Raw genomic sequence first — 25892 nt, 5'->3', positions numbered from 1 at the left:
AATGCAAGCAACACCAGCAGCGCAGCAACAATCAAAAACTCATGGAGACTGGAATGAAAAAGAAGACCCTCGCGCGCCTCTCTACTCTTTGCTTTGCGGCTGCGGCGGCGAGTGTGACGCTCATGAGCAGCGGCGCGCAAGCTGCCGACGGCAATAGCGTCAAGATCGGCTTCGTCACCGACTTGTCGGGCCTCTACGCCGACATCGACGGACAAGGCGGGCTCGAAGCCATCCGCATGGCGATCGCGGACTTCGGCGGCAAGGTGAACGGCAAGCCGATCGAACTCGTGTATGCGGACCATCAGAACAAGGCGGATATCGCGGCATCGCGCGCGCGCGAGTGGATCGACCGCGACGGCGTGAACGCGATCATCGGCGGCACGAACTCGGCCACCGCGCTTTCCACTGCGCAAGTCGCGGCAGAGAAGAAGACGCCGTACATCAACATCGGCGCGGGCGCGGACAACCTCACGAACGAACAGTGCTCGCCGTACACCGTCCACTACGCTTACGACACCATGGCGCTCGCCAAAGGCACCGGTTCGGCGGTGACGAAGCAGGGCGGCAAGACGTGGTACTTCCTGACCGCCGACTACGCGTTCGGCAAGGCGCTGGAAAAGAACACGTCGGATGTCGTGAAGGCAAACGGCGGACAGGTGCTCGGCACGGTGCGTCATCCGCTGTCGGCGTCGGACTTCTCGTCGTTCCTGTTGCAGGCGCAAGGATCGAAGGCGCAGGTCCTGGGCCTGGCGAACGCGGGCGGCGACACGATCAATTCGATCAAGGCCGCGAAGGAATTCGGCATCACCAAGTCGATGAAGATCGCCGCGCTCCTGATCTTCCTTACCGACATCCACAGCCTGGGACTGGAGACGACGCAAGGACTCGTCGCGACGGATAGCTGGTACTGGAACAAGGACGACAAGACGCGCGAGTGGGCGAAGCGCTACTTCGCGAAGATGAAGAAGATGCCGACGAGCCTGCAAGCCGCCGACTATTCCGCCGTCACGACGTACCTGAAGGCCGTGCAGGCCGCCGGCACGACGGACAGCGACAAGGTCATGGCGCAGATGAAGAAGGCGAAGATCGACGACTTCTACGCGAAGGGCTACGTTCGCGAGGACGGCGCGATGATTCACGACATGTACCTGATGGAAGTGAAGAAGCCGTCGGAATCCAAGGAACCGTGGGACTACTACAAGATCACGGCCACCATTCCGGGCGATCAGGCGTTCGGCACGAAGGCCGAGTCGCGCTGCGCGGCCTGGAAGTAAGTTCTTCGGCGACTGACGCCGCAAGCGGTCCCGCGCGACTGCTTGCGGCCATGCTTCGATCCAACCCTCGGCAGGTTCAATGGAAATTTTCGGCATCCCGCTCGCCGCGATGATGAGCCAGTTGCTGCTCGGACTGGTGAACGGTTCGTTCTACGCGATCCTGAGTCTCGGGCTCGCGGTGATCTTCGGCTTGCTCAACGTCATCAACTTCGCGCACGGCGCGCTCTTCATGCTCGGCGCCATGCTCGCGTGGATGGGCTATTCATACTTCAACGTCCCGTATTGGGCGATGCTGCTGCTCGCGCCGATCATCGTCGGCTTGCTGGGCGTGGTCATCGAGCGGTCCATGCTGCGCTGGCTGTACAAGCTCGACCATCTATACGGGCTCCTGCTGACTTTCGGCCTCACGCTCGTGATAGAAGGCGTGTTCCGTTCCATCTACGGTTCGTCGGGCCAGCCGTACGACGTGCCGTCGCTTTTGTCCGGCGCGACGAATCTCGGCTTCATGTTCCTGCCGAACTATCGCGCGTGGGTCGTGGTGGCGTCGCTTATCGTGTGCTTCGCGACGTGGTTCGTCATCGAAAAGACGCGCATCGGCGCGTATCTGCGCGCAGGCACGGAGAACCCGAAGCTTGTCGAAGCGTTCGGCGTGAACGTGCCGTTGATGATCACGCTGACCTACGGCTTCGGCGTCGCGCTCGCGGCGTTCGCGGGTGTGCTGGCCGCGCCGGTCATTCAGGTGTCGCCGCTCATGGGCCAGTCGATGATCATCACCGTGTTCGCGGTCGTGGTGATCGGCGGCATGGGTTCGATCATGGGCTCGATTCTCACGGGTCTGCTGCTCGGCGTGATCGAAGGCTTCACGCGCGTGTTCTATCCGGAAGCGTCCGCGACGGTCGTCTTCGTCATCATGGCGCTGGTGCTGCTGGTGCGCCCGGCGGGACTCTTCGGCAAGGAAAAATGATGCAGAGAAAAGTGCTCTACGCGCTGTTGCTGGTCGCGTTGATCGCAGTGCCGTTCGCGGGCGTGTATCCGGTCTTCATGATGAAGGTGCTCTGCTTCGCGCTCTTCGCGGCGGCGTTCAACCTGCTGATCGGTTATACGGGTTTGCTGTCGTTCGGGCACGCGATGTTTCTGTCGAGCGCGGGCTACACGGCCGGCTATGCGATCCAGACGCTCGGCTTCACGCCCGAACTCGGCGTCTTGCTCGGCACGGCAGTCGCGACGCTGCTCGGCGTGATCGTCGGACTGCTCGCGATCCGGCGGCAAGGCATCTATTTCGCGATGGTCACGCTCGCGCTCGCGCAGATGGTCTACTTCGTGTTCCTGCAAGCGCCCTTCACGCACGGCGAAGACGGCCTGCAAGGCGTGCCGCGCGGCAAACTGTTCGGCGTCCTCGATTTGAGCAGCGACGTGACGCTCTATTACGTCGTGCTCGTGTTGATGCTGCTCGCGTTCGCGCTGATCGTGCGCATCGTGCATTCGCCGTTCGGGCAGGTGCTGATCGCGATCAAGGAAAACGAGCCGCGCGCGGTCTCGCTCGGTTACGACACCGCGCGCTACAAGCTGCTCGCGTTCGTGTTGTCGGCGGGGCTCGCGGGCCTCGCGGGCGCGACGAAGACGCTGGTGCTCGGTTTCGAAACACTCGGCGATGCGTACTGGACCATGTCCGGCCTCGTCGTGCTTATGACGCTCGTCGGCGGCATGAGCACGATGTTCGGACCGTTGCTCGGCGCTGCGATCATCGTGGCGCTGGAAGACCGGCTCGGCGATATCGGCGCGGGCATCGCGAAGGTGACGGGCGTCGCGTGGTTCAACTCGCTCGGCGAATCGGTGACCATCGTGACGGGCATCATCTTCATTGCGTGCGTGCTGGCGTTCAGGCGCGGCATTGTGGGCGAGATCGTCGCGCGGGTGAGGCCGTTGCAGGGATAGCATCTAATTCGATGTCCGAAGCAATTGCGTTTCGGGAAGCCCGACGGTTAACGGCGCGAAACACGCCCTTTTAAGGTGCTTTTATGCACCACTAGGGTAAATGCTAGGTTGTGGCGAAATGATGCGGATATTAATATCCGTCCTAGTTCTGAAGCACCCAGATTTTTGAGGTGGAGAACGAGGAGACATGAGGCACGAAGTGCCCGAGACGAAAGGCGCTGTTGGATGAGTCCAACGGCGCCTTTTTATTTTCGCGGCCGATAATACGATTTGCCTGACGGATTCATCGGAGCCGCGCATCGAGCGCGATTCATCGCTCACAGCATAACCACTAAAACGTCTGCCGGATGTGGCCGAAACGCTTGATGCGCGGCGCGCCCATGGCTACACTGCATTTCCCGACTCTTCGGTCGGCGATTCGCAGCAGATAATCCGCAGCAAAGATTCAAGCGTTACTTCTATTCGAACACACGATCGACGGGGTGGAAATCAATGAAGTGGGCATTACGCGGTAAGGCGGTCGCAATGGCCGTCGCGGGATTATCGGCGGTATTCAGCACTCAGGTTTTTGCGGACGTGAAAATAGGCGTGACGGTATCGGCCACGGGTCCTGCCGCGTCGCTCGGCATTCCCGAAAAGAACACCATCGCGCTATTGCCGAAGGAAGTCGCGGGGCAGAAAGTGCAGTACATCGTTCTCGATGACGCCACCGATTCCACGCAGGCCGTCAAGAACGCGCGCAAGCTCACGAGCGAAGATCACGTCGACGCGCTGATCGGCTCCACGGTCGTTCCCAACTCGCTCGCGATGATCGACATCGCCGCCGACACCACCACGCCGATGATCTCGATGGCCGCGGCCGCGAGCATCGTCGAACCGATGGACAGCAAGCGCGCGTGGGTCTTCAAGACGCCGCAGAACGACATTCTGATGGCGACCGCCATCGCGCAGCACATGGCGAATCACGGCGTGAAGACGGTAGCCTTCATCGGCTTCTCGGACGCGTACGGCGAGAGCTGGTTCAAGGAATTCTCGAAGGCGGCGGACCTCGCGAAAATCCGCGTCGTCGCGAATGAACGCTTCGCGCGCAACGACGCGTCCGTCACCGGCCAGGTGCTCAAGATGATGTCGCAGAACGCGGACGCGGTGCTGATCGCGGGTGCAGGCACGCCGGCCGCGCTGCCGCAGAAGACGCTGAAGGAGCGCGGCTACAAGGGCAAGATCTATCAGACGCACGGTGTCGCGAACAACGACTTCCTGCGCGTATGCGGCAAGGATTGCGAAGGAACGTTCCTGCCCGCCGGGCCGCTGCTCGTCGCGGAACAACTTCCGGACAGCAATCCCGTGAAGCAGGCCGCGCTGACCTACAAGAAGGCGTACGAAGGCGCGTATGGCGCGGGATCGGTGTCTACGTTCGGCGGGCACGCCTGGGACGCGGGCCTCATTCTGCAACACGCGATTCCGGTCGCGCTCAAAAAGGGGCAGCCGGGCACGCCCGCGTTTCGCGAAGCATTGCGCGCGGCTATCGAAGACACGAAAAATCTCGCGGCATCGCACGGCATCTTCAACATGAGCGCGAACGACCACTCCGGCCTCGATCAGCGGGCGCGGGTGATGGTGGAGATCGTCGGCGGCAAGTGGAAGCTCTCGGGCAACTGACCGTCGATATGTGAGTCGATTCCAACCAAGGCGCGTTTCCACGAACGCGCCTTTTTTTCGTTCGAAACGAGAGGGCGCGTAGCCGCGCGCGACGGCCCGATCGGTCAGGGAAAACGAGCCTAGGCATGCGCCGGGGTGGTCCATAGATTGGGGCGGCTGAATCGCAGGCTTATCGATAACAACTCGCAGCAGCGCACCGCGGGGGTGCGCCAAAAGCAGGATCGCGTTTGGAGACGAGCAATGAAAACGAAGAAAGCATGGGTCAAGAAGGGCATCGCGCTGGCCGTTGCCGGCAGTGCCATGTTCGGCGCGGGCGCGGTGTTCGCGCAGGTGAAGATCGGCGTGACGCTGTCGGCGACAGGGCCGGCCGCATCGCTCGGGATTCCCGAGAAGAACACCGTCGCGCTGTTGCCGAAGGAAATCGGCGGCAAGTCGGTCGAATACATCGTGCTCGACGACGGCACCGACACGAGCCGCGCCGTGCAGAACGCGCGCAAGCTGATCGACGAGGATCACGTCGATGCGATCATCGGCTCGACGGTTACGCCCAATTCGCTCGCGATGATCGATCCGGCGTCGAGCGCCAAGACGCCGATGCTCTCGATGGCCGCGTCCGCGTCGATCATCGCGCCGATGGACGCCAAGAAGGCGTGGGTCTTCAAGACGCCGCAAAACGACGCGCTGATGGCCGATGCGATTGCGAGTCACATGGAAAAGCACGGCGTGAAAACGGTGGGCTTCATTGGCTTCGCGGATGCGTACGGCGACGGCTGGTACTCGGTCTTCAACGCGGCGGCGGCCGCGCACAAGCTGAAGATCGTCACGAACGAGCGGTATAACCGGCCCGATACATCGGTGACGGGTCAGGTGCTGAAGACGATGGGCGCGAATCCCGATGCCGTGTTGATCGCGGGTGCGGGCACGCCGGCCGCGCTGCCGGCCAAGACGCTGAAGGAGCGCGGCTACAAGGGCAAGGTGTACCAGACGCACGGCGTCGCCAATAACGACTTCTTGCGCGTGTGCGGCAAGGACTGCGAGGGCGAGATTCTGCCGGCCGGTCCCGTGCTCGTGACCGAGCAATTGCCGGACAGCAATCCGGTGAAGAAGTCGTCAGCTGCGTACAAGAGCGCGTATGAGAAGGCGTACGGCGCGGGCTCGCTCTCGACGTTTGGCGGCCACGCGTGGGATGCCGGACAGATGCTTGCCCGCGCGATTCCCGAGGCGCTCAAGAAGGGCCAGCCGGGCACGCCCGAGTTCCGCGAGGCATTGCGCGCGGCGCTGGAGAACCTGAAGGACCTGCCGGTCGCGCACGGCATCATGAACACGACGCCGAACGACCACAACGGCTTCGACGATCGCGCGCGCGTGATGGTGCAGATCGTCGACGGCAAGTGGAAGTTGCTGAACGACTGACCGCGCAGGGTATTTTCAAGATAGAGAAGCGGCGCGCCGGTGGTGCGCCGCTTTTCCCATGTTCATCGGCCGATCACGGCCCTCACGTTTCGAAGAAGCTCTAAGAGGAAGTATGGACTTATCGATTGCGGCGATTCTCGCGCAAGACGGCATCACGACGGGCGCCATCTACGCGTTACTTGCGCTCGCGCTGGTGCTGGTGTTTTCCGTGACGCGCGTCATCTTCATTCCGCAGGGCGAATTCGTCGCCTATGGCGCGCTCACGCTGGCCGCGCTGCAAACGCAGAAGCTGCCCGCGACGTGCTTTCTGCTTATCGCGATGGGCGTGGGCTGCTTTATCGCCGAAGTCGCGGGCATTGTGCGGCATCCGGGACGGCATCATCGGATAGGGCGGCTCCTGGCCGTGCTCGCGGGCAAGTATCTGTTGTTTCCGGTGGCGGTGTGGGCGTTGACGCAGGCGGTGTTCGCACAAACGCTGCCGATGATTGCGCAGATCGCGCTGACGCTGCTCATCGTCGTGCCGATGGGCCCGTTCGTGTACCGGCTGGCGTATGAACCGATCGCGGAGGCGAGCACGCTGTTGCTGTTGATCGTGGCGGTGGCCGTGCACTTCGCGATGGTCGGGCTCGGGCTCGTCATGTTCGGCGCGGAAGGCTCGCGCACGACGGCGTTTTCCGACGCCAGTTTCAATGTCGGCAGCGTGTCGATATCGGGGCAGAGTCTGTGGGTCGTCGGCACGGCGCTCGTGCTGATCCTCGGGTTGTACTTCTACTTCGATCGCTCGATTTCCGGCAAGGCGTTGCGCGCCACGTCGGTGAACCGGGTGGGGGCGCGGCTCGTCGGCATCGGCACGACGCAAGCCGGGCGTCTCGCGTTCACGCTTGCGGCGGGGCTCGGCGCGCTGTGCGGTGTGCTGGTCGCGCCGATCACGACCATCTACTACGACTCGGGATTTCTGATCGGCTTGAAGGGTTTCGTCGGCGCAATCGTCGGCGGTCTCGTGAGCTATCCGCTGGCGGCGGCCGGCTCGTTGCTCGTCGGGCTGCTGGAGTCGTATTCGTCGTTTTGGGCGAGCGCGTACAAGGAGGTCATCGTCTTCACGCTCATCATTCCGGTGCTGTTATGGCGAAGCCTTGCCAGCCCGCATTCCGACGAAGACGAGGAGTAAGCCATGACCTTTCTCCATCGATATCGCTTCTTCTGGCTGTTCCTGCTCGTCGTGTTCGCGCTGCCGGTGCTGCCGGGGCCGGTCGCCGTGCCGGAATACTGGATCACGCTTCTGAACTACATCGGCCTGTATTCGATCGTCGCGATCGGGCTGGTGCTACTGACTGGCATCGGCGGCATGACGAGCTTCGGGCAGGCGGCGTTCGTGGGTGTTGGCGCCTATGCGACCGCGTTCCTTACGACGCGCTATGGCGTCTCGCCGTGGCTCGCGCTGATCGCGGGCGTCGTGCTCACCGCGTTCATCGCGCTGTTGCTCGGGCTGATCACCATGCGGCTCTCCGGACATTTCCTGCCGCTCGGCACGATTGCGTGGGGGCTCTCGCTGTTCTATCTCTTCGGGAATATGGAACTGCTCGGCAAGTACGACGGCATCAACGGCATTCCGGTACTGAACCTGTTCGGCTGGCAACTCGAGTCGGGGCGCAGCATCTACTACCTGATCTGGGTCGTCGTGCTGCTGGCGGTCGTGTCTGTTCAAAATCTGCTTAATAGTCGCCCGGGCCGCGCGATTCGGGCGCTGCGCGGCGGCGGCATCATGGCGGAAGCGATGGGAGTCAATACGGCCTGGATGCGCGTCGTTATCTTCATCTATGCGGCGGTGCTCGCGGCTATCTCGGGCTTTCTTTATGCGCACTTGCAGCGCGCGGTGAATCCGACGCCGTTCGGCCTCAACCACGGCATCGAATTCCTGTTCATGGCGGTCGTTGGCGGGGTCTCGCATGTCTGGGGTGCGATTCTGGGAGCGACGATCCTCACCGTGCTGCAGGACTATCTCCAGACGCTGCTGCCGAAGCTCATCGGCGCGAACGGCAATTTCGAGATCATCGTTTTCGGGGTCGTGATGGTCTTGTTGCTGCAATACGCACGGCAGGGCGTGTGGCCGTTCGTCGCGCGGGTCTTTCCGCGAGGGCCGCGCGCGCACGTGCCGGAGCACGGCGAACCTTTGCCGCAGCGCAGCAAACCGTCGGCGGGCGAGCCGCTGCTCATCGTCGATACGGCCCGGAAGCAATTCGGTGGTCTCGTTGCCGTTAACAACGTGAGTTTCGACGTGAAAGCCGGCGAGATCGTCGGTTTGATCGGGCCGAACGGGGCAGGAAAGTCGACCACGTTCAATCTGGTCACCGGCGTGCTGCAGGCGACGAGTGGAGCGATTACGTTTCACGGCGAGCGCATCGACAAGCTTACGTCGCGGGAAATCGTGAAGCGGGGCATCGGACGGACGTTCCAGCACGTGAAGATGCTGCCCGGGATGAGCGTGCTGGAGAACGTCGCGATCGGGGCGCATCTGCGCGGCAGCACCGGCGTCTGGCGCAGCGTCGTCCGACTCAATGCGGCTGAGGAGGCGCGGCTGATGTCCGAAGCGGCGAAGCAGATCGCGCGCGTTGGGCTGGAGAAGCATCTATACGCCGAGGCCGGCAGTCTGGCGCTCGGTCAACAGCGGATTCTCGAGATCGCGCGGGCGCTGTGCTGCGATCCGGCGCTGCTGCTGCTCGACGAACCGGCAGCAGGGCTGCGTTATCAGGAGAAGCAACAGCTGGCCGAATTGCTTCGCAAGTTGCGGTCGGAAGGCATGAGCATCTTGCTGGTGGAACACGATATGGACTTCGTAATGAACCTGACCGACCGGCTCGTCGTCATGGAGTTCGGTACCAAAATCGCCGAGGGACTGCCGAAGGACGTGCAGGAGAACCCGGCTGTGCTCGAAGCCTATCTGGGCGGGGTGGAGTAATGGCAGAAACCATTCTTGAAGTCAGCGACTTGTCCGTGCGATACGGCAAGGTCGAAGCTCTGCGCAACGGGAAGCTGCAAGTAGCGGCCGGGCAGATCGTGTCGGTGATCGGTCCGAACGGTGCCGGAAAGTCGACGCTGCTCAACGCCATCATGGGCGCTTTGCCGCAGAGCGGCCATGCGAAGGGCGTGATCCGCTACATGGGCGAGGACGTGTCGGCGCTGCCGATCGAGCGGCGCGTTTCACGTGGAATGTGTCTCGTGCCGGAGAAACGTGAGCTCTTTCCGACGATGACGGTCGAGGACAATCTCGTGCTCGGCGCATACCGGAGAAAGCGGGCTGGCGAGCGCGAATATCTGGACCAGTTGGGCCACGTGTTCGAGTTGTTTCCCCGCCTCAAGGAGCGACGCAAGCAGGCAGCGGGAACGCTCTCTGGCGGCGAACGGCAGATGCTCGCTGTGGGTCGGGCGTTGATGGGAAAACCGCGTCTTCTGATGCTGGACGAGCCGAGTCTGGGGCTTGCGCCTCTGATCGTGAAGGAAATTTTCCATATCGTGAGCGCCCTAAAACAGACGGGCGTCGCGACGTTATTGATCGAACAGAATGCCCGGGCTGCGTTGCAGATATCCGATTATGGATACGTGCTCGAAACGGGCGAATTCGCGTTGGAAGGGGAGGCGGACAGTCTCCGACACAATCCGCAGGTCATAGAGACGTACCTGGGCTTGGCCAAGAAGGCGGCTTAGCGTTGAAAGCAGGCGCAATTCGGGTGGCGTGTTTCACGTGAAACACGCCATCTTTTTCGCCCGTGCATCTCACGCCGAGAACGCGAGCACGCGATGCCTATATAATCTTGCGATATTCCTTCTTCGGTTCGTGTCGTCCGTACACGAAATCTCCATGCTTTATCCCACAGAATTTGACGTGATCGTCGTTGGCGGCGGTCATGCAGGCACTGAAGCCGCGCTGGCTTCGGCGAGAATGGGCTGCAAAACGGTGCTTTTGACCCATAACATCGAAACGCTCGGGCAAATGAGCTGCAATCCGTCGATCGGCGGCATCGGCAAAGGGCACCTCGTTAAAGAGGTCGACGCCCTGGGCGGTGCGATGGCAGCGGCCACAGACGAGGCGGGCATCCAGTTTCGCATCCTTAATTCGTCGAAGGGTCCGGCCGTGCGCGCCACGCGGGCACAAGCGGACCGCGTGCTCTATAAGCAGGCCATCCGGCATCGGCTCGAAAATCAGCCGAACCTCTGGTTGTTCCAGCAAGCGGTCGACGACTTGATGGTCGAAGGCGACCGCGTCGTCGGCGCCGCTACGCAAGTCGGACTGCGGTTTCGCGCCCGGGCCGTGGTGCTGACCGCCGGGACGTTCCTGGACGGCAAGATTCACGTGGGCCTGAACAACTATGTCGGCGGACGGGCCGGCGATCCGGCCGCGGTCTCATTGTCGGCGCGTCTGAAGGAGCTGAAGCTGCCTCAAGGGCGGCTGAAAACCGGGACGCCGCCGCGTATCGACGGGCGAACCATCGACTTTTCCGTGTTGGAGGAACAGCCCGGCGACCTCGATCCGATTCCGGTCTTTTCTTTCTTGGGGCGCGTCGAGCAACATCCGCGGCAAATGCCCTGCTGGGTCACACACACGAATTCGCGCACGCACGACATCATTCGCTCCGGGCTCGACCGGTCGCCGATGTACACGGGCGTGATCGAAGGCGTCGGCCCGCGATACTGTCCGTCGATCGAGGACAAGATCCACCGGTTCGCTTCCAAGGACGCGCATCAGATTTTCCTCGAGCCGGAAGGGCTGACGACCAACGAGTTCTACCCGAACGGAATCTCCACTAGCCTGCCGTTCGATGTGCAACTCGATCTCGTCCGGTCGATGCGTGGCTTGGAACACGCGCATATCTTGCGGCCGGGCTACGCGATCGAATACGACTACTTCGATCCGCGCGCGCTGAAGGCGTCGCTGGAGACGAAGGCGATCAACGGCCTCTTTTTCGCTGGGCAGATCAACGGCACCACCGGCTATGAAGAAGCTGCGGCACAAGGGCTGTTGGCCGGCATCAACGCTGGGTTGCAAGTGCAAGGGAAGGACGCATGGTGCCCACGCCGCGACGAAGCGTATCTCGGCGTGTTGGTGGACGACCTCGTGACCCGTGGGGTGTCGGAGCCGTACCGCATGTTCACGAGCCGAGCGGAGTATCGGTTGTCGCTTCGGGAAGACAACGCCGACATGCGGCTGACCGAGATCGGCCGAAACATCGGCGTCATCGACGATGCGCGATGGGACGCGTTCAGTCGGAAGCGCGACGCTGTTTCACGTGAAACAGAACGACTCCGTTCTACTTGGGTCAACCCGAAGACGCTCCCGGCGGAAGAGGCGACGGCCTTGCTCGGCAAGCCGATTGACCACGAATACAGCTTGGCAGATCTGCTGCGCCGCCCCGGCGTGTCGTACGACGGCGTCTGTGCGCTGCGCGGCGGCACGTCCGGTCCGGATGCTCCGCTCGCAGACGATCCGGTTCTTCTCGAGCAAATCAAGGAACAGATCGAGATCGGGGTGAAGTATCAAGGCTATATCGAGCGGCAAGCGGACGAGATCGTGCGCAACGGCGCGCAGGAAAACACGCGCTTGCCGGACGGGATCGACTACAACGACGTCCGCGGTTTGTCGTTCGAGGCGCGGCAAAAGCTGATGCAGCACCGTCCGGAGACCATCGGGCAGGCGTCGCGAATCTCGGGTATCACGCCCGCCGCTATCTCGCTGCTCATGGTTCATCTGAAACGCGGGCTCGGCCGTCGCGGCAAGGGCGGCAGCGGCGACGAGCAGACGCCTACGACGTCGGCAGCGCAATGACGGATCTCGATTCGTTACTGGATCAGGGTGCCGTCGAGCTAGGCGTCGCGCTCTCTGCGGAACAAAAACGCAAGCTGCTCGATTACGTCGCGCTGCTGAGCAAATGGAATGGCGTCTACAACCTGACGGCCATCCGCGAGCCCCGGCAGATGCTCATCCAGCACATTCTGGATTCCCTCGCGATTGTGCCCGCCGTGGCGGGCCGTCATGCATCGACGTTGTTGGACGTGGGTTCCGGCGGGGGCCTGCCGGGCATCGTGCTGGCCATCGCATTGCCCGATTTGCAGGTGACGCTGAACGACATCGTTCATAAGAAAACCGCATTTCAGTCACAAGCAAAAGCCCAGTTGGGCCTGCCGAACTTGTCGGTCGTGACCGGCCGAGTCGAAACGCTAAAGCCGGGCGTCGACGTCCACGGGAAATTCGACGTGATCGTGTCCCGCGCGTTCGCAGAGCTCGCGGATTTCGCTACACTTGCCCGACATCTGGTCGCGGAGGACGGTTGCATCCTCGCCATGAAAGGGGTGAAGCCCGACGCTGAAATCGCGCGCCTTCCGCAGGGTGCGGCGGTCAAAGGTATCGAACGCTTGGCGGTGCCGTTCCTCGACGCCGAGCGCCATCTCATCGAGGTTCGATTCGATGCCTGAGCCCGTGCCGTACTGTAGCCATGCTGATCTTCTGACAGCGAAGAAACGAGGACATTAAACGATGGCAAAAATCTTCTGCGTCGCGAATCAGAAGGGCGGCGTTGGAAAGACGACGACAGCGGTGAACCTGGCGGCCAGTCTGGCGGGGCTGGGCCAGCGCGTGCTGCTGATCGACCTGGATCCGCAGGGCAACGCGACGATGGGCAGCGGGGTGGATAAAGCGGCCTGCGAGAACACGGTGTACGAAGTGCTGGTGGATGGCGTCACGTTGCGCGAGGCACGCGTCAGTCCCGAGGCCGTAGGCTACGATGTGCTGCCGGCTAATCGTGAGTTGGCGGGCGCGGAGGTGGAACTCGTCGGCATGGATAACCGCGAGCGCATCCTTCGCGCAGCGATTGCAGACATAGCGGCAGACTATGATTTCGTGCTTATCGATTGCCCGCCGGCACTGTCGCTGCTGACGTTGAACGCGCTGTGCGCGGCGCACGGCGTCATCATCCCGATGCAGTGCGAGTACTTCGCGCTCGAAGGACTCTCCGACCTCGTCAACACCATCAAGCAGATTCACGCCAATCTCAACCGCGACCTCAAGGTCATCGGGCTGTTGCGCGTGATGTTCGATCCGCGGATTACGCTGCAGCAGCAGGTGTCGGATCAGCTTAAGGCGCACTTCGGCGACAAGGTGTTCGATGTCGTTATCCCGCGCAACGTGCGTCTTGCCGAGGCGCCCAGCTACGGCCTGCCCGGCGTCGTGTTCGACAAGGCGTCGCGCGGCGCGCAGGCGTACGTCCAGTTCGGCGCGGAAATGATCGAGCGCCTGCGCGCGCTGCAACCCCAATCGATGCGGCAGGAAACGCCGACGGAGGAACCGAAATGAACGCTGTGATGAAGAAAAAGGGCTTGGGCCGCGGTCTGGACGCATTGCTCGGCGGCAGCGTCGACATTACGGAAGCCGTGCGCGGCGAGGGCACGCCGACGGTGCTGGCGCTCGACAAGCTGCAAGCAGGCAAGTATCAGCCGCGTACGCGCATGGACGAAGGCGCGTTGCAGGAACTCGCTTCGAGCATTCGGGCGCAGGGCCTGATGCAGCCGATCCTCGTGCGTTCCGTGGGCGACGGTCATTACGAGATCATCGCGGGGGAGCGGCGTTTCCGTGCGGCGCGTCTTGCCGGTCTCGACGAAGTGCCGGTGCTCGTGAAGAACGTCCCCGATCAGGCGGCCGCCGCCATGGCGCTGATCGAGAACATTCAGCGCGAGGACTTGAATCCGCTGGAGGAGGCGCAGGGCATCCAGCGGCTCCTCGACGAGTTCAGCTTTACGCATGAACAGGCTGCCGAAGCGGTCGGCCGTTCGCGCAGCGCGGTGTCGAACCTGCTGCGTCTCTTGAATCTGGCGTCGCCTATTCAGACGATGCTCCTTGCCGGCGATCTCGACATGGGACACGCGCGCGCGCTCTTGTCCGTCGACGCCGCCACGCAGATCCAGTTGGCCAACCATGTGGTGAACCGCCGCTTGTCGGTGCGGGAAACGGAGCGTCTCGTCGCGGCGACGCTCAAGCAGACGCCCGCCAAAGCGCGCCCGCCGAGCGACGGCGGACGCGATACGCGTCGTCTGGAAGAGGAATTGTCCGACCTGCTCGCCGCCAGCGTGAAGATCAAGGTCGGCGGCCGGGGGCGCGGAAAGGTCACGATCGACTTCGGCAATCTGGACGCGCTCGAAGGGATTCTGACGAAGCTGCGCGGCAGCATCGAAACGACAACGCCCGCAGCGTAAGAGCAAGGGTCGATCTTGTCCGAACTCGATGCCAAGGGCGTGCGCCCCGACTTTCCGACGCGCATCTGGAAGGCGATTTCAAAGGAACCGGTGCTCGCGATACTCGTGTTCGCGCTGGTTGTGATCGAGATCGTCCGTCCGCAACCGTTGACGGCGCTGCCGGGTCTGGTCGACTGGCAAACGGTTCTCACGCTCGCCGGTCTGCTGATTCTGACGAAAGCGATCGAATTGTCAGGATTCCTAATGTGGGCGGCGCATCGGCTGGTGCATCACATACACGGTGAGCGCGGGCTCGCGCTGCTGCTTGTGGCGCTGGCCGCCGGCCTGTCCACGCTGCTGACGAACGATGTCGCGCTGTTCGCCGTGGTCCCGCTCGCGCTGTCGCTCAACAAGCTGGCGCCGCTGCCGCTCAAGAAGCTCGTGATCGTGATCGCGCTGGCAGTGAACGCCGGCTCTATTCTTACGCCGCTCGGCAATCCTCAGAACCTGTTCCTCTGGCAAACAAGCGGCGTTTCCTTCGGCGTGTTCGTGTGGAAGCTGCTGCCCTTGTGCGCGGCGCTGATGGCGTTGTTGTTCGCGCTGACGTTCGCGATGTTCCGCGCGACGCCCCTCGACCTATCCGGCGATGCCGAGGCGCATCGCGTAGACCGCAGGCTGTGCGGCGTCAGCATCGTCGCGTTCGGCGTTTTCGTCGCGCTGGCGGACGCGCATCACGCGGGTCCAGCGTTGGCGGCGCTGGCCGTCGGCTTCCTTCTATGGCGACGCGAGGTCGTGCTGAAGATCGACTACCTCCTGCTGCTCATCTTCGTGCTGATGTTCATCGTGCTTCGCAGTGCGGCCGCATTGCCGACCATCCACGATGCCATCGCCCGCATCGGCATCCATTCGCCGGTGCGCGCATTCGCCGCCGGGGCGGTGCTCTCGCAGGGCATTAGCAACGTGCCTGCGGCCATCGTGCTGGCCGAGTTCTCGAAGGACTGGCGCGCGCTCGCGTTCGGCGTGAGCGTGGGCGGGTTCGGCGTGGCTATCGGCTCCCTCGCGAATCTCATCGCCGTGCGTCTGTCGGGCGAGAAGGGCATGTGGACGCCGTTTCACGTCGTGTCGATACCGTTCTGGATCGCTGCCATGGTGATCGGCTGGGTGCTCCTTTGAAGCGCCCGACGCAACGCGTTTCAATCTGAAAATCTGCTTGCAATCGCAAGAAAAATCTCGCCTTTGCGACCGTTTTTTAAGCTTCGTCCGCTTGGCTTTTGACGCACCTAAACTATTGAATCCGTGACAACAATCGCTTACAATCCCCCGGATTTATCAGCTAGGCCACCTCGAAAGCGCCGCGAAAGCGCAAGGTGATTCTCCGGACACTGGGTTGAAGGCCTGAAGCCGAGCGCGAGTACTTCGCGTGCGGACCTCAGGCGAATGCGACGCACATGCGCAAACGAAACATGCAAGTCAGTGCTCGCTCGACCGGCGATAGTCACGCCACCGGAAATCAGCCGCGCAATTCGACTGACGACTCGTGGGACGCCGAAGCGCAAGATAACAATATCGTTCCGCTCACACGGGATCAGGCAGAAAAGCTGTTCGGCCCGCAAGTGAGTCGTCCATCGCGTGTCACGCCGTACCGGGTCGTGGCGGCGCAAATGGTTTTGTCCCTGGGTGCGACGCTGCTCTGGTGGCTGTTCTACAAGCCGCCGGGCGATGCTGCGCTGTCAGCCTTCCTGGGAGGAGCGATCGCCTGGGTGCCTGCGGCTCTGTTCGCCGCGCGCCTGAAGGCGAGAAGCGGCGCGGAAACGATCATGAGCTGGATGATCGGCGAAGGCGTGAAGATGGGAGCGACGATTGCTATGTTCGTCGCGGTCGCGCTCTGGTATAAGAGCGCGCTGTGGCTGCCGTTGCTCGTGACGTACATCGTCGCGCTGAAAGCGTACTGGGTTGCGATGGCGCTGCGATGACCTTGCGCCGGCCGGTCTTCATGACCTCCGGGGTAAGTGCCGCGCAGCATGGCAGTAGGTAGCATGAACATGAGTGCGGGACGTGTCCTGCACACGGGCCTCTCGCCCCGGAGCCGCAACGCGAAGCGGCGGCTCGGAAGCGAGGGCGGCGAAAGATTTTTGACAATTTGGGTGGCTTTAACGATATGGCAGCTAGCGAAGGAACGCACGCTCTGGATCCGTCCGAGTACATTGCGCACCACTTGCAGAATCTTTCCACGCATCCGCAGACGTCGATCTTCGACATCCACGTCTGGAATCTGGACACGCTGTTCTGGTCCATCGTATGCGGCCTTTTGACCATCATCATTCTGGGCCTGGCTGCGCGCAAGGCCACGTCCGGCGTGCCCGGCCGTTTCCAGTGCGCAATCGAAATGCTCGTGGAAATGGTCGAGGACCAGTCGAAGTCGATGATCCACGGCAGCCGCCGTTTCATCGCGCCGCTCGCGCTGACCGTGTTCGTCTGGGTCGCGCTGATGAATTCGCTCGACTTCATTCCCGTTGACTTGCCTGGCCGCGTGATCGGCTGGCTCGGGCTCGAGCACGCGCTTCCGCATCATCGCATCGTGCCGACGGCTGACCTCAACGGCACCATCGGCATCGCGCTGGGCGTCTTGCTGCTGATGCTCTACTACAACATCAAGATCAAGGGCGCCGGCGGTTTCGTGCACGAACTGCTGTCCGCTCCGTTCGGCTCGCATCCGGTTCTGTGGATTCCGAACCTCGCGCTGAACATCATCGAGTTCGCCGCCAAAACGGTTTCCCTCGGCATGCGACTTTTCGGCAACATGTACGCCGGCGAGCTGCTGTTCCTGCTGATCGCGCTTCTCGGCAGCATGTGGACCTTCGGTGCGAACCTGTCCGTGCTCGGCTTCATTGGCCATGTGATCGCGGGCACGGTGTGGGCAGTGTTCCACATCCTGATCGTGTTCCTGCAGGCCTTCATTTTCATGATGCTGACGCTGGTGTATCTCGGCCAGGCGCATGACACGCACTAAGTGAGCGTGCCGAGGTCCGGAATCGTCAAAGAATCACAGTTTTAATTTTTATAAATCCAGTTCCAAAGTCTTTAATCAAAGGAGTGATCATGCAAGCTTTCATCGCCAACATCCAGGGTCTGACCGCCGTCGGTATCGGCATCATCATCGGCCTGGGTGCAATCGGCGCCTGTATCGGTATCGGTCTGATGGGCGGCAAGTACATTGAAGCGTGCGCCCGCCAGCCGGAACTGATGAACCCGCTGCAGACCAAGATGTTCCTGCTGGCTGGTCTGATCGACGCGGCGTTCCTGATCGGCGTTGGTGTGGCAATGCTGTTTGCGTTCGCGAACCCGCTGCTCGCACGTCTCGCAGGCTGAGGTTTCTCGGAAGTGCGCGTCCGAATTTTTGACAGGACGCAGAACGGAACGGGTGAGGCGCTGATCGAGCACAACAGCCGGTTAGCGCCTTTTAACCGTTTCACTCTCCGATCAAGCAACGTTTAAGGAAACACCGTGAATCTCAACGCAACCCTGTTTGCGCAAATGGTCGTGTTTCTGATCCTCGCGTGGTTCACGATGAAGTTCGTGTGGCCGCCGTTGATCAACGCCCTCGACGAGCGCTCGAAGAAGATTGCCGACGGCCTCGCCGCCGCCGACAAGGGCAAGGCGGAGCTGGAAGCCGCGCACAAGCGCGTCGACCAGGAACTCGCGCAGGCTCGCACGGACGGCCAGCAGCGCATTGCCGACGCCGAGAAGCGCGCCGCCGCCGTCGCCGAAGAAATCAAGGCCAACGCGCAAGCCGAAGCCGCGCGCATCATCGCGCAGGCCAAGGCGGACGCCGACCAGCAAATCGTCAAGGCCCGCGAAACGCTGCGTGCCGAAGTCGCGGCGCTGGCCGTGAAGGGCGCAGAGCAAATTCTGAGACGCGAAGTCGATCAGAAGGCTCACGCCGATCTGCTGAATCAACTCAAAACCGAGCTCTGATCATGGCCGAATTTGCAACCATCGCTCGTCCTTACGCAGAAGCGCTGTTCCGCGTGGCCGAAACCGGCGATCTCGCGGGCTGGTCCACCTTCGTCGAGGAGCTGGCACAGGTTGCGCGTCTGCCCGAAGTGGAATCGGTCGCCTCGAGCCCGAAAGTGAGCCGCGAGCAGATCACCGACTTGCTGCTCGCCGCGGTGAAGTCGCCGCTCGCTCAGAGCAACGCTCAGGCAAAGAACTTCGTGCGCATGCTGGTGGACAACCATCGTCTGCCGCTGCTGCCGGAAATCGCCGTCCAGTTCGACGAGCTGAAAAACGCCCGTGAAGGTGCGGCCGACGCGCATATCGTCAGCGCGTTCCCCCTCGAAGGCGCACAGTTGAACGACCTGGTCGCAAGCCTCGAACGCAAGTTCGAGCGCAAGCTGAAACCGATCGTCGAAATCGATCAGTCGCTGATCGGCGGCGTTCGCGTGACGGTTGGCGACGAAGTGCTCGATACCTCGGTCCGCGCGCGCCTTGCCAGCATGCAGACGGCGCTCACCGCCTGACGCTTCTTGGAAGCGCCTTAGCTGGCACGCAACAGAATTGACTATCAGGAGCGAATAATGCAACTCAATCCCTCTGAGATCAGCGAGCTGATCAAGAGCCGGATCCAGGGCCTTGAAGCGAGCGCGGACGTTCGCAACCAGGGCACCGTGATCTCCGTGACCGACGGTATCGTGCGTATCCACGGCCTCTCGGACGTGATGCAGGGCGAAATGCTCGAGTTTCCGGGCAACACCATCGGTCTTGCACTGAACCTCGAACGTGACTCCGTCGGCGCCGTTATTCTCGGTGAGTACGAGCACATCACGGAAGGCGACATCGTCAAGACGACGGGCCGCATTCTGGAAGTGCCGGTCGGCCCGGAACTGATCGGCCGCGTGGTCGATGCGCTCGGCAACCCGATCGACGGCAAGGGCCCGATCAACGCCAAGATGACCGACGCTATCGAAAAGATCGCGCCGGGCGTGATCTGGCGTAAGTCGGTGTCGCAGCCGGTGCAGACCGGTCTGAAGTCGATCGACGCGATGGTGCCGATCGGCCGCGGCCAGCGCGAGCTGATCATCGGCGACCGTCAGTGCGGCAAGAGCGCCGTGGCTGTCGACGCGATCATCAACCAGAAGGGCAAGAACCTCATCTGTATCTACGTCGCGATCGGCCAGAAGGCTTCGTCGATCATGAACGTGGTGCGCAAGCTCGAAGAAACCGGCGCAATGGCTTACACCATCGTCGTCGCGGCTTCGGCTTCGGAATCGGCAGCGATGCAATACCTCGCGCCGTACGCCGGCTGCACGATGGGCGAATACTTCCGCGATCGCGGCGAAGACGCGCTGATCGTCTATGACGACTTGACCAAGCAAGCGTGGGCGTATCGCCAGATCTCGCTGCTGCTGCGCCGTCCGCCGGGCCGTGAAGCGTATCCGGGTGACGTGTTCTATCTGCACTCGCGTCTGCTCGAGCGCGCGGCTCGCGTCTCGGAAGAGTACGTCGAGAAGTTCACGAACGGCGAAGTGAAGGGCAAGAGCGGTTCGCTGACGGCGCTGCCGGTCATCGAAACCCAAGCAGGCGACGTGACCGCGTTCGTTCCGACGAACGTGATTTCGATTACCGACGGCCAGATCTTCCTGGAAACCGACCTGTTCAACGCCGGTATCCGCCCTGCGATCAACGCGGGCGTGTCGGTGTCGCGCGTCGGTGGCGCGGCTCAGACCAAGGTCGTGAAGAAGCTGTCGGGCGGTATCCGTACCGACCTCGCGCAGTATCGTGAACTGGCGGCGTTCGCGCAGTTCGCGTCGGACCTCGACGAAGCGACCCGCAAGCAGCTGGAGCGCGGCCGCCGCGTGACGGAACTGCTGAAGCAGCCGCAGTATCAGCCGCTGCAAGTGTGGGAACTGTCGGTGGCGCTGTTCGCGGCCAACAACGGCTATCTCGACGATCTGGAAGTTGCGCAAGTGCTGCCGTTCGAAAAGGGCCTGCGCGAATACCTGAAGACGAGCCATGCCGATCTGATTAAGCGCATCGAAGACAATAAAGACTTGTCGAAGGACGACGAAGGCGCGCTGCATGCCGCGCTGAAGGACTTCAAGAAGTCGGGCGCTTATTGATCGGGACTGAGGAGCAACGCGCGGCGCATCGTCGATGAAAGCCGCGCGGCTTCGATCAAGGAGTAAGCAATGGCTGGAATGAAGGAAATTCGCGGCAAGATCAAGAGCGTGCAGAACACGCGCAAGATCACGAAAGCGATGGAAATGGTCGCCGCATCCAAGATGCGCCGCGCCCAGGAGCGCATGCGTTCCGCCCGCCCGTACGCCGACCGAGTCCGCGCAATCGCAGCGCACATGAGCGCCGCGAATCCCGAGTATCGTCACCCGTTCATGGTGAAGAACGACGGCGCGAAAGCGGCTGGCCTGATCCTCGTCACGACCGACAAGGGCCTGTGCGGCGGCATGAACACGAACATCCTGCGTGCGTCGCTGAACCGCATCAAGGAACTGGATCAGAGCGGCGTGTCCATCGAGGCGTCGGCCATCGGCGGCAAGGGACTCGGCTTTCTGAACCGGCTGCGCGCCCGTGTCGTGTCGCAAGTCACGCAATTGGGCGACACGCCGCATCTGGAAAAGCTGATCGGCGCGATCAAGGTGCAGCTCGACTTGTACTCGGAAGGCAAGGTCAACGCGGTGTACCTGGCGTACACGCGCTTCGTCAACACGATGAAGCAGGAGCCGGTGATCGAGCAACTTCTGCCGCTGTCGATCGACGATCTCCATAAGCAGGGGAGCGAAGGCGAAACGCCGAAGACGTCGTGGGATTACATCTACGAGCCGGACGCGCAAACCGTGGTGGACGACCTGCTCGTGCGCTACGTCGAGGCGCTCGTCTATCAGGCGGTCGCGGAGAACATGGCGTCGGAGCAGTCAGCGCGCATGGTCGCGATGAAGGCGGCGTCGGACAACGCGAAACAAGTGATCAACGAACTGCAGCTCGTCTACAACAAGAGCCGTCAGGCAGCGATTACGAAAGAATTGTCGGAAATCGTCGGCGGCGCCGCGGCGGTCTGAGTTTGCTGACCGCGTGAAAGAACACAGTATCTAAAGGAAATGCGATGAGTACTACTGCTTTGGTAGAAGGCAAGATCGTACAGTGCATCGGCGCCGTTATCGACGTGGAGTTTCCGCGTGCGGAAATGCCGAAGATCTACGACGCGCTCATTCTGGAAGGCACGGAACTGACGCTCGAAGTCCAGCAGCAGCTGGGCGACGGCGTGGTCCGCACCATCTGTCTGGGTGCATCCGACGGCCTGCGCCGCGGCACGATGGTCAAGAACACCGGCAAGCCGATCAGCGTGCCGGTCGGCAAGCCGACGCTCGGCCGTATCATGGACGTGCTCGGCCGTCCGATCGACGAAGCGGGCCCGATCGAATCGACGAACCAGCGTTCGATTCACCAGCAAGCGCCTTCGTTCGACGAGCTGTCGCCGTCGACCGAACTGCTCGAAACCGGCATCAAGGTTATCGACCTGATCTGCCCGTTCGCGAAGGGCGGCAAGGTGGGTCTGTTCGGCGGTGCAGGCGTGGGCAAGACCGTGAACATGATGGAACTCATCAACAACATCGCGAAAGAACACGGCGGTTATTCCGTGTTCGCGGGCGTGGGTGAGCGTACCCGTGAAGGGAACGACTTCTATCACGAAATGAAGGACTCGAACGTTCTGGACAAGGTCGCGCTGGTGTACGGCCAGATGAACGAGCCGCCGGGCAACCGTCTGCGCGTCGCGCTGACCGGCCTGACGATGGCCGAGCACTTCCGTGACGAAGGCCTGGACGTGCTGTTCTTCGTGGACAACATCTACCGTTTCACGCTGGCGGGCACGGAAGTGTCGGCACTGCTCGGCCGTATGCCGTCGGCAGTGGGCTATCAGCCGACGCTGGCTGAAGAAATGGGCAAGCTGCAAGAGCGCATCACGTCGACCAAGACCGGCTCGATCACGTCGGTTCAGGCCGTGTACGTCCCTGCGGACGACTTGACCGACCCGTCGCCGGCTACGACGTTCGGCCACCTGGACGCAACCGTCGTGTTGTCGCGTGATATCGCTTCGCTCGGTATCTATCCGGCCGTGGACCCGCTCGATTCGACCTCGCGTCAGATCGACCCGAACGTGATCGGCGAAGAGCACTACTCGATCACGCGCGGCGTGCAGCAAACGCTGCAGCGCTACAAGGAACTGCGCGACATTATCGCGATTCTGGGCATGGACGAACTGTCGCCGGAAGACAAGCTGTCGGTCGCGCGCGCTCGCAAGATCCAGCGTTTCCTGTCGCAGCCGTTCCACGTTGCTGAAGTGTTCACGGGTTCGCCGGGCAAGTACGTGCCGCTGAAGGAAACCATCCGTGGCTTCAAGATGATCGTCGAAGGCGAGTGCGATCATCTGCCGGAACAGGCGTTCTACATGGTTGGCACGATCGACGAAGCCTTCGAGAAGGCCAAGAAGATCCAGTAAAGGTCGGGTGTATCGAAGCGGACGCCGGCTTGCGCCGGCGTCCTCGAACTACGCTCAACCCAGGAGTTGGACAACATGGCAACCATCAAAGTAGACGTCGTCAGCGCGGAAGAGCAGATCTTCTCGGGCCAGGCGAAGTTCGTCGCGCTGCCGGGCGAGTCCGGTGAGCTCGGCATTCTGCCGGGTCACACGCCGCTCATCACGCGCATTCGTCCGGGCGCAGTGCGCATCGAGGCGGAAGACGGCTCGGAAGAGTTCGTGTTCGTCGCGGGCGGCATTCTGGAGATTCAGCCGGGCATCGTGACCGTGCTGGCCGACACCGCCATCCGCGGCGCCGATCTGGACGAAGCCAAGGCCGAGCAAGCGAAAAAGCGCGCCGAGGAAGCGATGCAGAACAACGCGTCCGAACTCGAGTACGCTACGGCGCAAGCCGAACTGGCGTATGCCGCGGCGCAGCTCGCAGCGATCCAGCGTTTGCGCAAGGCGCACGCGAAGCACTGAGCAAGACGCATATTCGCGTGTCAGGAAAGCAGCCTCCGGGCTGCTTTTTTTATGCGTGCAAGCCTCGGCAAATGTGCATATCGGATGCGCGACGTTTCCGGTATGCACGTAACGCATTGATTCCGCGAATCCCCGCTAGATTCCACCGACAAGCATTGCGGGTAACACTGAATGCCCGCTGGCCGCGTCGCCATGCACAATGGCCTTCCAATTAGCCTTCATCCGGGCGGAGTCCATCGATGGCACACGAACCGACGCACGCCGGCGCGCAGATCGAACCGCGCGACGGCCTCTCTTATGTCCGCGGCGCGACCGATATCCCTCTCAGCGATGCCACCGTCTCGCGCTTCCTTCTGGAAACGGTCGCGCGCTTTCCCGATCGACCGGCGGTCGTGTTCCGAGAGCAGAACATCCGCTGGACGTGGCGCGAGTTCGCCAACGAGGTCGACGCGCTCGCGACCGCGCTGCTGCAACTCGGCCTCAAGGCGGGCGATCGCGTCGGCATCTGGTCGCCGAATCGCGCCGAGTGGCTGCTGACGCAGTTCGCCACCGCGCGCATCGGGGCCGTGCTAGTGAACATCAATCCGGCGTATCGGCTCGCCGAACTGGAATACGCGCTGCAGAAGGTCGGCTGCACGGCGATCATCGCGGCCGAGCAGTTCAAGACATCGAAGTATCTGAATATGCTTCAGGCGCTCGCGCCCGAGTTGTCCGACGCCGAGCCGAACGACCTGCACGCGGCCAAGCTCCCTGCGCTGCGCACGGTAATTCGCATGGGCGACGGCACGACGCCCGGCATGCTGAATTTCGACGACGTCATGCGCCGGGGCCGCGCCGCGCTCGACACTGCGCGACTCGACGCGCTCGAAACGAAGCTCGACGCGCACGACGCGATCAACATCCAGTTCACGAGCGGTACCACCGGCAATCCGAAGGGCGCGACGCTCACCCATCGGAACATCGTCAACAACGCGCGCTATATCGCGATGGCCATGCGCCTGACCGAGGCCGATTCCCTCTGCATTCCCGTGCCGCTGTATCACTGCTTCGGCATGGTGCTGGCGGTGCTCGCGTGCGTATCGACGGGCGCGGCGATGGTCTTTCCCGGCGAAGCATTCGATCCCGCCGCGACGCTCGCCGCCGTTAGCGAAGAGGGCTGCACCGCGCTGCACGGCGTGCCGACGATGTTCATCGCGGAACTGGATCACCCCGATTTCGCGAAATACGACCTGAGCCGCCTGCGCACGGGCATCATGGCGGGCTCGCCGTGCCCCATCGAGACGATGAAGCGCGTCGTGTCGAAGATGCACCTGAACGAGATCACGATCGCGTACGGCATGACGGAGACGAGCCCCGTTTCGTTCCAGAGCTCGACGACGGACCCGCTCGACAAGCGCACCGCCACCGTCGGCCGCATTCAGCCGCATCTCGAAGTGAAAATCGTCGATCCGCTCGGGCAAATCGTGCCGGTCGGGGAAACGGGCGAACTTTGCACGCGCGGTTATTCGGTGATGAAGGGCTATTGGGGCGACGAAGCCAAGACCCGCGAGGCGATCGTCGATGGGTGGATGCACACCGGCGATCTCGCGACGCTCGACGCGGAGGGTTACTGCAATATCGTCGGGCGGTTGAAGGACATGCTGATACGCGGCGGCGAGAACATTTATCCGCGGGAGATCGAAGAATTCCTGTTCCGTCATCCCAAGATCCAGTCGGTTCAGGTTTTCGGCGTGCCCGACGCCAAATACGGCGAGGAAGTCTGCGCATGGATCGTGGTGCGCCCGGGTGAGCAGGCGACTGAGCAGGAGATCCGGGCTTTCTGCGAAGGGCAGATCGCGCACTACAAGATTCCGCGCTATATCCGCTTCGTCGACGAGTTGCCGATGACAGTCACCGGCAAGGTGCAGAAGTTCGTGATGCGCGCTCAGATGATCGACGAACTGAAGCTGACCGAAGCGAAGACCGCCTGAGCACGCCTCCGCGCGGTCGCGGAAAGACAAAGGGAGCGCAGCGCGCTCCCTTCTGTCATGGGCAAACGATACGAAAAACGCCTGCGTCGCAAGCGCGCAAACGTTTGTCGAGGCGAAAAAAAAGCGGGCCTGGAGCCCGCTAAAAACCACACGCTACGGGGTTAGCGCGAGGAGACCAACTGTGGGAGCTTCGGTTATGCCTTTAAACCGAAGAACGATCCCAACACGGATGCCCCCTATTCGGAGCGCCGGGACATGCCGGCTTGCGATTTGCGTTGCGATTTCCGCCGCGCAATCGAGACCACCCGTGTTGAAACCGTTTGAACAGATTGTGGGCGAATTGATTGACGATGGCCGTAACAAAGTGTTTCAGGTTGTAACCCAAAGTGCGTAATCGCCGAGCTAAACATT

At 62.1% G+C, this 25892-nt stretch carries 23 protein-coding genes; all 23 read left to right on the top strand.

All coding sequences use genetic code 11. The features are described 5' to 3' along the window. Positions 1-53: 53 nt before the first annotated feature. The 23 genes from NCR35_RS00930 to NCR35_RS00820 all read left to right on the top strand — a co-directional run bounded on the left by NCR35_RS00930 (position 54) and on the right by NCR35_RS00820 (position 25481). Positions 54-1274 carry an ABC transporter substrate-binding protein gene (locus tag NCR35_RS00930; RefSeq protein ID WP_250532653.1) on the top strand — a complete coding sequence of 407 codons (1221 nt, stop codon included), beginning with the start codon at positions 54-56 and terminating at the stop codon, positions 1272-1274. A 79-nt stretch (positions 1275-1353) separates the two neighbouring features. Beyond that, entirely contained in the window at positions 1354-2238 is an 885-nt protein-coding gene (locus NCR35_RS00925; RefSeq protein ID WP_244847541.1) for a branched-chain amino acid ABC transporter permease, read from the top strand. After that, entirely contained in the window at positions 2238-3209 is a 972-nt protein-coding gene (locus NCR35_RS00920) for a branched-chain amino acid ABC transporter permease (protein ID WP_244849175.1), read from the top strand. Before NCR35_RS00925 ends, NCR35_RS00920 begins: the two co-directional genes overlap by 1 nt. 492 nt (positions 3210-3701) lie before the next feature. Next, positions 3702-4868, top strand: coding sequence for an ABC transporter substrate-binding protein (locus tag NCR35_RS00915; RefSeq protein ID WP_244847540.1), 1167 nt, complete (start codon positions 3702-3704; stop codon positions 4866-4868). 240 nt (positions 4869-5108) lie between these two features. Next, the gene (locus NCR35_RS00910) at positions 5109-6281 is read left to right on the top strand and encodes an ABC transporter substrate-binding protein (RefSeq protein WP_250532652.1); all 1173 of its coding nucleotides are present in this window, start codon (positions 5109-5111) and stop codon (positions 6279-6281) included. Positions 6282-6393: 112 nt separating this feature from the next. Next, entirely contained in the window at positions 6394-7449 is a 1056-nt protein-coding gene (locus tag NCR35_RS00905) for a branched-chain amino acid ABC transporter permease (protein ID WP_250532650.1), read from the top strand. Positions 7450-7452: 3 nt separating this feature from the next. After that, complete coding sequence (locus NCR35_RS00900; protein ID WP_250532649.1) at positions 7453-9237, top strand: branched-chain amino acid ABC transporter ATP-binding protein/permease; 1785 nt, start codon at positions 7453-7455, stop codon at positions 9235-9237. After that, positions 9237-9983 (top strand): ABC transporter ATP-binding protein, encoded by a 747-nt coding sequence (locus tag NCR35_RS00895; RefSeq protein WP_250532647.1) that lies wholly within the window; start codon positions 9237-9239, stop codon positions 9981-9983. Before NCR35_RS00900 ends, NCR35_RS00895 begins: the two co-directional genes overlap by 1 nt. Positions 9984-10137: 154 nt before the next feature. Then, entirely contained in the window at positions 10138-12099 is a 1962-nt protein-coding gene (gene mnmG / locus NCR35_RS00890; RefSeq protein WP_250532645.1) for a tRNA uridine-5-carboxymethylaminomethyl(34) synthesis enzyme MnmG, read from the top strand. Next, positions 12096-12746, top strand: a complete 651-nt coding sequence (gene rsmG, locus NCR35_RS00885; RefSeq protein ID WP_250532644.1) for a 16S rRNA (guanine(527)-N(7))-methyltransferase RsmG — start codon at positions 12096-12098, stop codon at positions 12744-12746. Before mnmG ends, rsmG begins: the two co-directional genes overlap by 4 nt. Positions 12747-12807: 61 nt before the next feature. Next, positions 12808-13623 carry a ParA family protein gene (locus tag NCR35_RS00880; RefSeq protein ID WP_250532643.1) on the top strand — a complete coding sequence of 272 codons (816 nt, stop codon included), beginning with the start codon at positions 12808-12810 and terminating at the stop codon, positions 13621-13623. Beyond that, positions 13620-14519 (top strand): ParB/RepB/Spo0J family partition protein, encoded by a 900-nt coding sequence (locus tag NCR35_RS00875; protein WP_250532642.1) that lies wholly within the window; start codon positions 13620-13622, stop codon positions 14517-14519. The genes NCR35_RS00880 and NCR35_RS00875 overlap by 4 nt, the downstream gene beginning before the upstream one ends. 39 nt (positions 14520-14558) lie before the next feature. After that, complete coding sequence (locus tag NCR35_RS00870; protein ID WP_250532990.1) at positions 14559-15671, top strand: SLC13 family permease; 1113 nt, start codon at positions 14559-14561, stop codon at positions 15669-15671. 290 nt (positions 15672-15961) lie between these two features. After that, positions 15962-16471, top strand: a complete 510-nt coding sequence (locus NCR35_RS00865; protein ID WP_250532641.1) for an ATP synthase subunit I — start codon at positions 15962-15964, stop codon at positions 16469-16471. A gap of 185 nt (positions 16472-16656) precedes the next feature. Next, positions 16657-17508 carry a F0F1 ATP synthase subunit A gene (gene atpB / locus NCR35_RS00860; RefSeq protein ID WP_244847530.1) on the top strand — a complete coding sequence of 284 codons (852 nt, stop codon included), beginning with the start codon at positions 16657-16659 and terminating at the stop codon, positions 17506-17508. An 89-nt stretch (positions 17509-17597) separates the two neighbouring features. Continuing rightward, complete coding sequence (gene atpE / locus NCR35_RS00855) at positions 17598-17867, top strand: F0F1 ATP synthase subunit C (protein WP_175938665.1); 270 nt, start codon at positions 17598-17600, stop codon at positions 17865-17867. Between the two features lie 135 nt (positions 17868-18002). Continuing rightward, positions 18003-18473, top strand: a complete 471-nt coding sequence (locus NCR35_RS00850; RefSeq protein ID WP_250473360.1) for a F0F1 ATP synthase subunit B — start codon at positions 18003-18005, stop codon at positions 18471-18473. A gap of 2 nt (positions 18474-18475) precedes the next feature. After that, complete coding sequence (locus NCR35_RS00845; protein WP_250532640.1) at positions 18476-19018, top strand: F0F1 ATP synthase subunit delta; 543 nt, start codon at positions 18476-18478, stop codon at positions 19016-19018. A 57-nt stretch (positions 19019-19075) separates the two neighbouring features. Further along, on the top strand, positions 19076-20617 hold the full coding sequence (gene atpA, locus NCR35_RS00840; protein WP_159837343.1) for a F0F1 ATP synthase subunit alpha: 1542 nt from the start codon (positions 19076-19078) through the stop codon (positions 20615-20617). Between the two features lie 69 nt (positions 20618-20686). Continuing rightward, entirely contained in the window at positions 20687-21571 is an 885-nt protein-coding gene (atpG, locus tag NCR35_RS00835) for a F0F1 ATP synthase subunit gamma (RefSeq protein ID WP_244847527.1), read from the top strand. Positions 21572-21615: 44 nt separating this feature from the next. Further along, positions 21616-23010, top strand: a complete 1395-nt coding sequence (gene atpD / locus NCR35_RS00830) for a F0F1 ATP synthase subunit beta (RefSeq protein WP_250532639.1) — start codon at positions 21616-21618, stop codon at positions 23008-23010. Positions 23011-23085: 75 nt separating this feature from the next. Further along, a complete protein-coding gene (locus tag NCR35_RS00825; RefSeq protein WP_175938650.1) occupies positions 23086-23511 on the top strand; it encodes a F0F1 ATP synthase subunit epsilon in 426 nt (141 codons plus the stop codon). 239 nt (positions 23512-23750) lie between these two features. Continuing rightward, on the top strand, positions 23751-25481 hold the full coding sequence (locus NCR35_RS00820; RefSeq protein ID WP_250532638.1) for an AMP-binding protein: 1731 nt from the start codon (positions 23751-23753) through the stop codon (positions 25479-25481). The last annotated feature ends 411 nt before the right edge of the window (positions 25482-25892 follow it).

This window comes from Caballeronia sp. AZ10_KS36, assembly GCF_023631105.1.
In the GTDB taxonomy this organism is placed as follows: domain Bacteria; phylum Pseudomonadota; class Gammaproteobacteria; order Burkholderiales; family Burkholderiaceae; genus Caballeronia.
Note: the sequence above shows the minus strand (reverse complement) of the source record. Positions and strands in the feature narration are given on the sequence as shown.

Bases quoted from the DNA above. Each gene is read 5' to 3' on its own strand.
- mnmG (WP_250532645.1), top strand. From the start codon at position 10,138: ATGCTTTATCCCACAGAATTTGACGTGATCGTCGTTGGCGGCGGTCAT.
- NCR35_RS00915 (WP_244847540.1), top strand. From the start codon at position 3,702: ATGAAGTGGGCATTACGCGGTAAGGCGGTCGCAATGGCCGTCGCGGGA.
- NCR35_RS00825 (WP_175938650.1), top strand. From the start codon at position 23,086: ATGGCAACCATCAAAGTAGACGTCGTCAGCGCGGAAGAGCAGATCTTC.
- NCR35_RS00820 (WP_250532638.1), top strand. From the start codon at position 23,751: ATGGCACACGAACCGACGCACGCCGGCGCGCAGATCGAACCGCGCGAC.
- atpA (WP_159837343.1), top strand. From the start codon at position 19,076: ATGCAACTCAATCCCTCTGAGATCAGCGAGCTGATCAAGAGCCGGATC.
- NCR35_RS00930 (WP_250532653.1), top strand. From the start codon at position 54: ATGAAAAAGAAGACCCTCGCGCGCCTCTCTACTCTTTGCTTTGCGGCT.
- NCR35_RS00910 (WP_250532652.1), top strand. From the start codon at position 5,109: ATGAAAACGAAGAAAGCATGGGTCAAGAAGGGCATCGCGCTGGCCGTT.
- NCR35_RS00845 (WP_250532640.1), top strand. From the start codon at position 18,476: ATGGCCGAATTTGCAACCATCGCTCGTCCTTACGCAGAAGCGCTGTTC.
- atpE (WP_175938665.1), top strand. From the start codon at position 17,598: ATGCAAGCTTTCATCGCCAACATCCAGGGTCTGACCGCCGTCGGTATC.
- NCR35_RS00905 (WP_250532650.1), top strand. From the start codon at position 6,394: ATGGACTTATCGATTGCGGCGATTCTCGCGCAAGACGGCATCACGACG.
- NCR35_RS00925 (WP_244847541.1), top strand. From the start codon at position 1,354: ATGGAAATTTTCGGCATCCCGCTCGCCGCGATGATGAGCCAGTTGCTG.
- atpB (WP_244847530.1), top strand. From the start codon at position 16,657: ATGGCAGCTAGCGAAGGAACGCACGCTCTGGATCCGTCCGAGTACATT.
- NCR35_RS00895 (WP_250532647.1), top strand. From the start codon at position 9,237: ATGGCAGAAACCATTCTTGAAGTCAGCGACTTGTCCGTGCGATACGGC.
- NCR35_RS00865 (WP_250532641.1), top strand. From the start codon at position 15,962: ATGCAAGTCAGTGCTCGCTCGACCGGCGATAGTCACGCCACCGGAAAT.
- atpG (WP_244847527.1), top strand. From the start codon at position 20,687: ATGGCTGGAATGAAGGAAATTCGCGGCAAGATCAAGAGCGTGCAGAAC.
- atpD (WP_250532639.1), top strand. From the start codon at position 21,616: ATGAGTACTACTGCTTTGGTAGAAGGCAAGATCGTACAGTGCATCGGC.
- NCR35_RS00900 (WP_250532649.1), top strand. From the start codon at position 7,453: ATGACCTTTCTCCATCGATATCGCTTCTTCTGGCTGTTCCTGCTCGTC.
- NCR35_RS00920 (WP_244849175.1), top strand. From the start codon at position 2,238: ATGCAGAGAAAAGTGCTCTACGCGCTGTTGCTGGTCGCGTTGATCGCA.
- NCR35_RS00880 (WP_250532643.1), top strand. From the start codon at position 12,808: ATGGCAAAAATCTTCTGCGTCGCGAATCAGAAGGGCGGCGTTGGAAAG.
- rsmG (WP_250532644.1), top strand. From the start codon at position 12,096: ATGACGGATCTCGATTCGTTACTGGATCAGGGTGCCGTCGAGCTAGGC.
- NCR35_RS00875 (WP_250532642.1), top strand. From the start codon at position 13,620: ATGAACGCTGTGATGAAGAAAAAGGGCTTGGGCCGCGGTCTGGACGCA.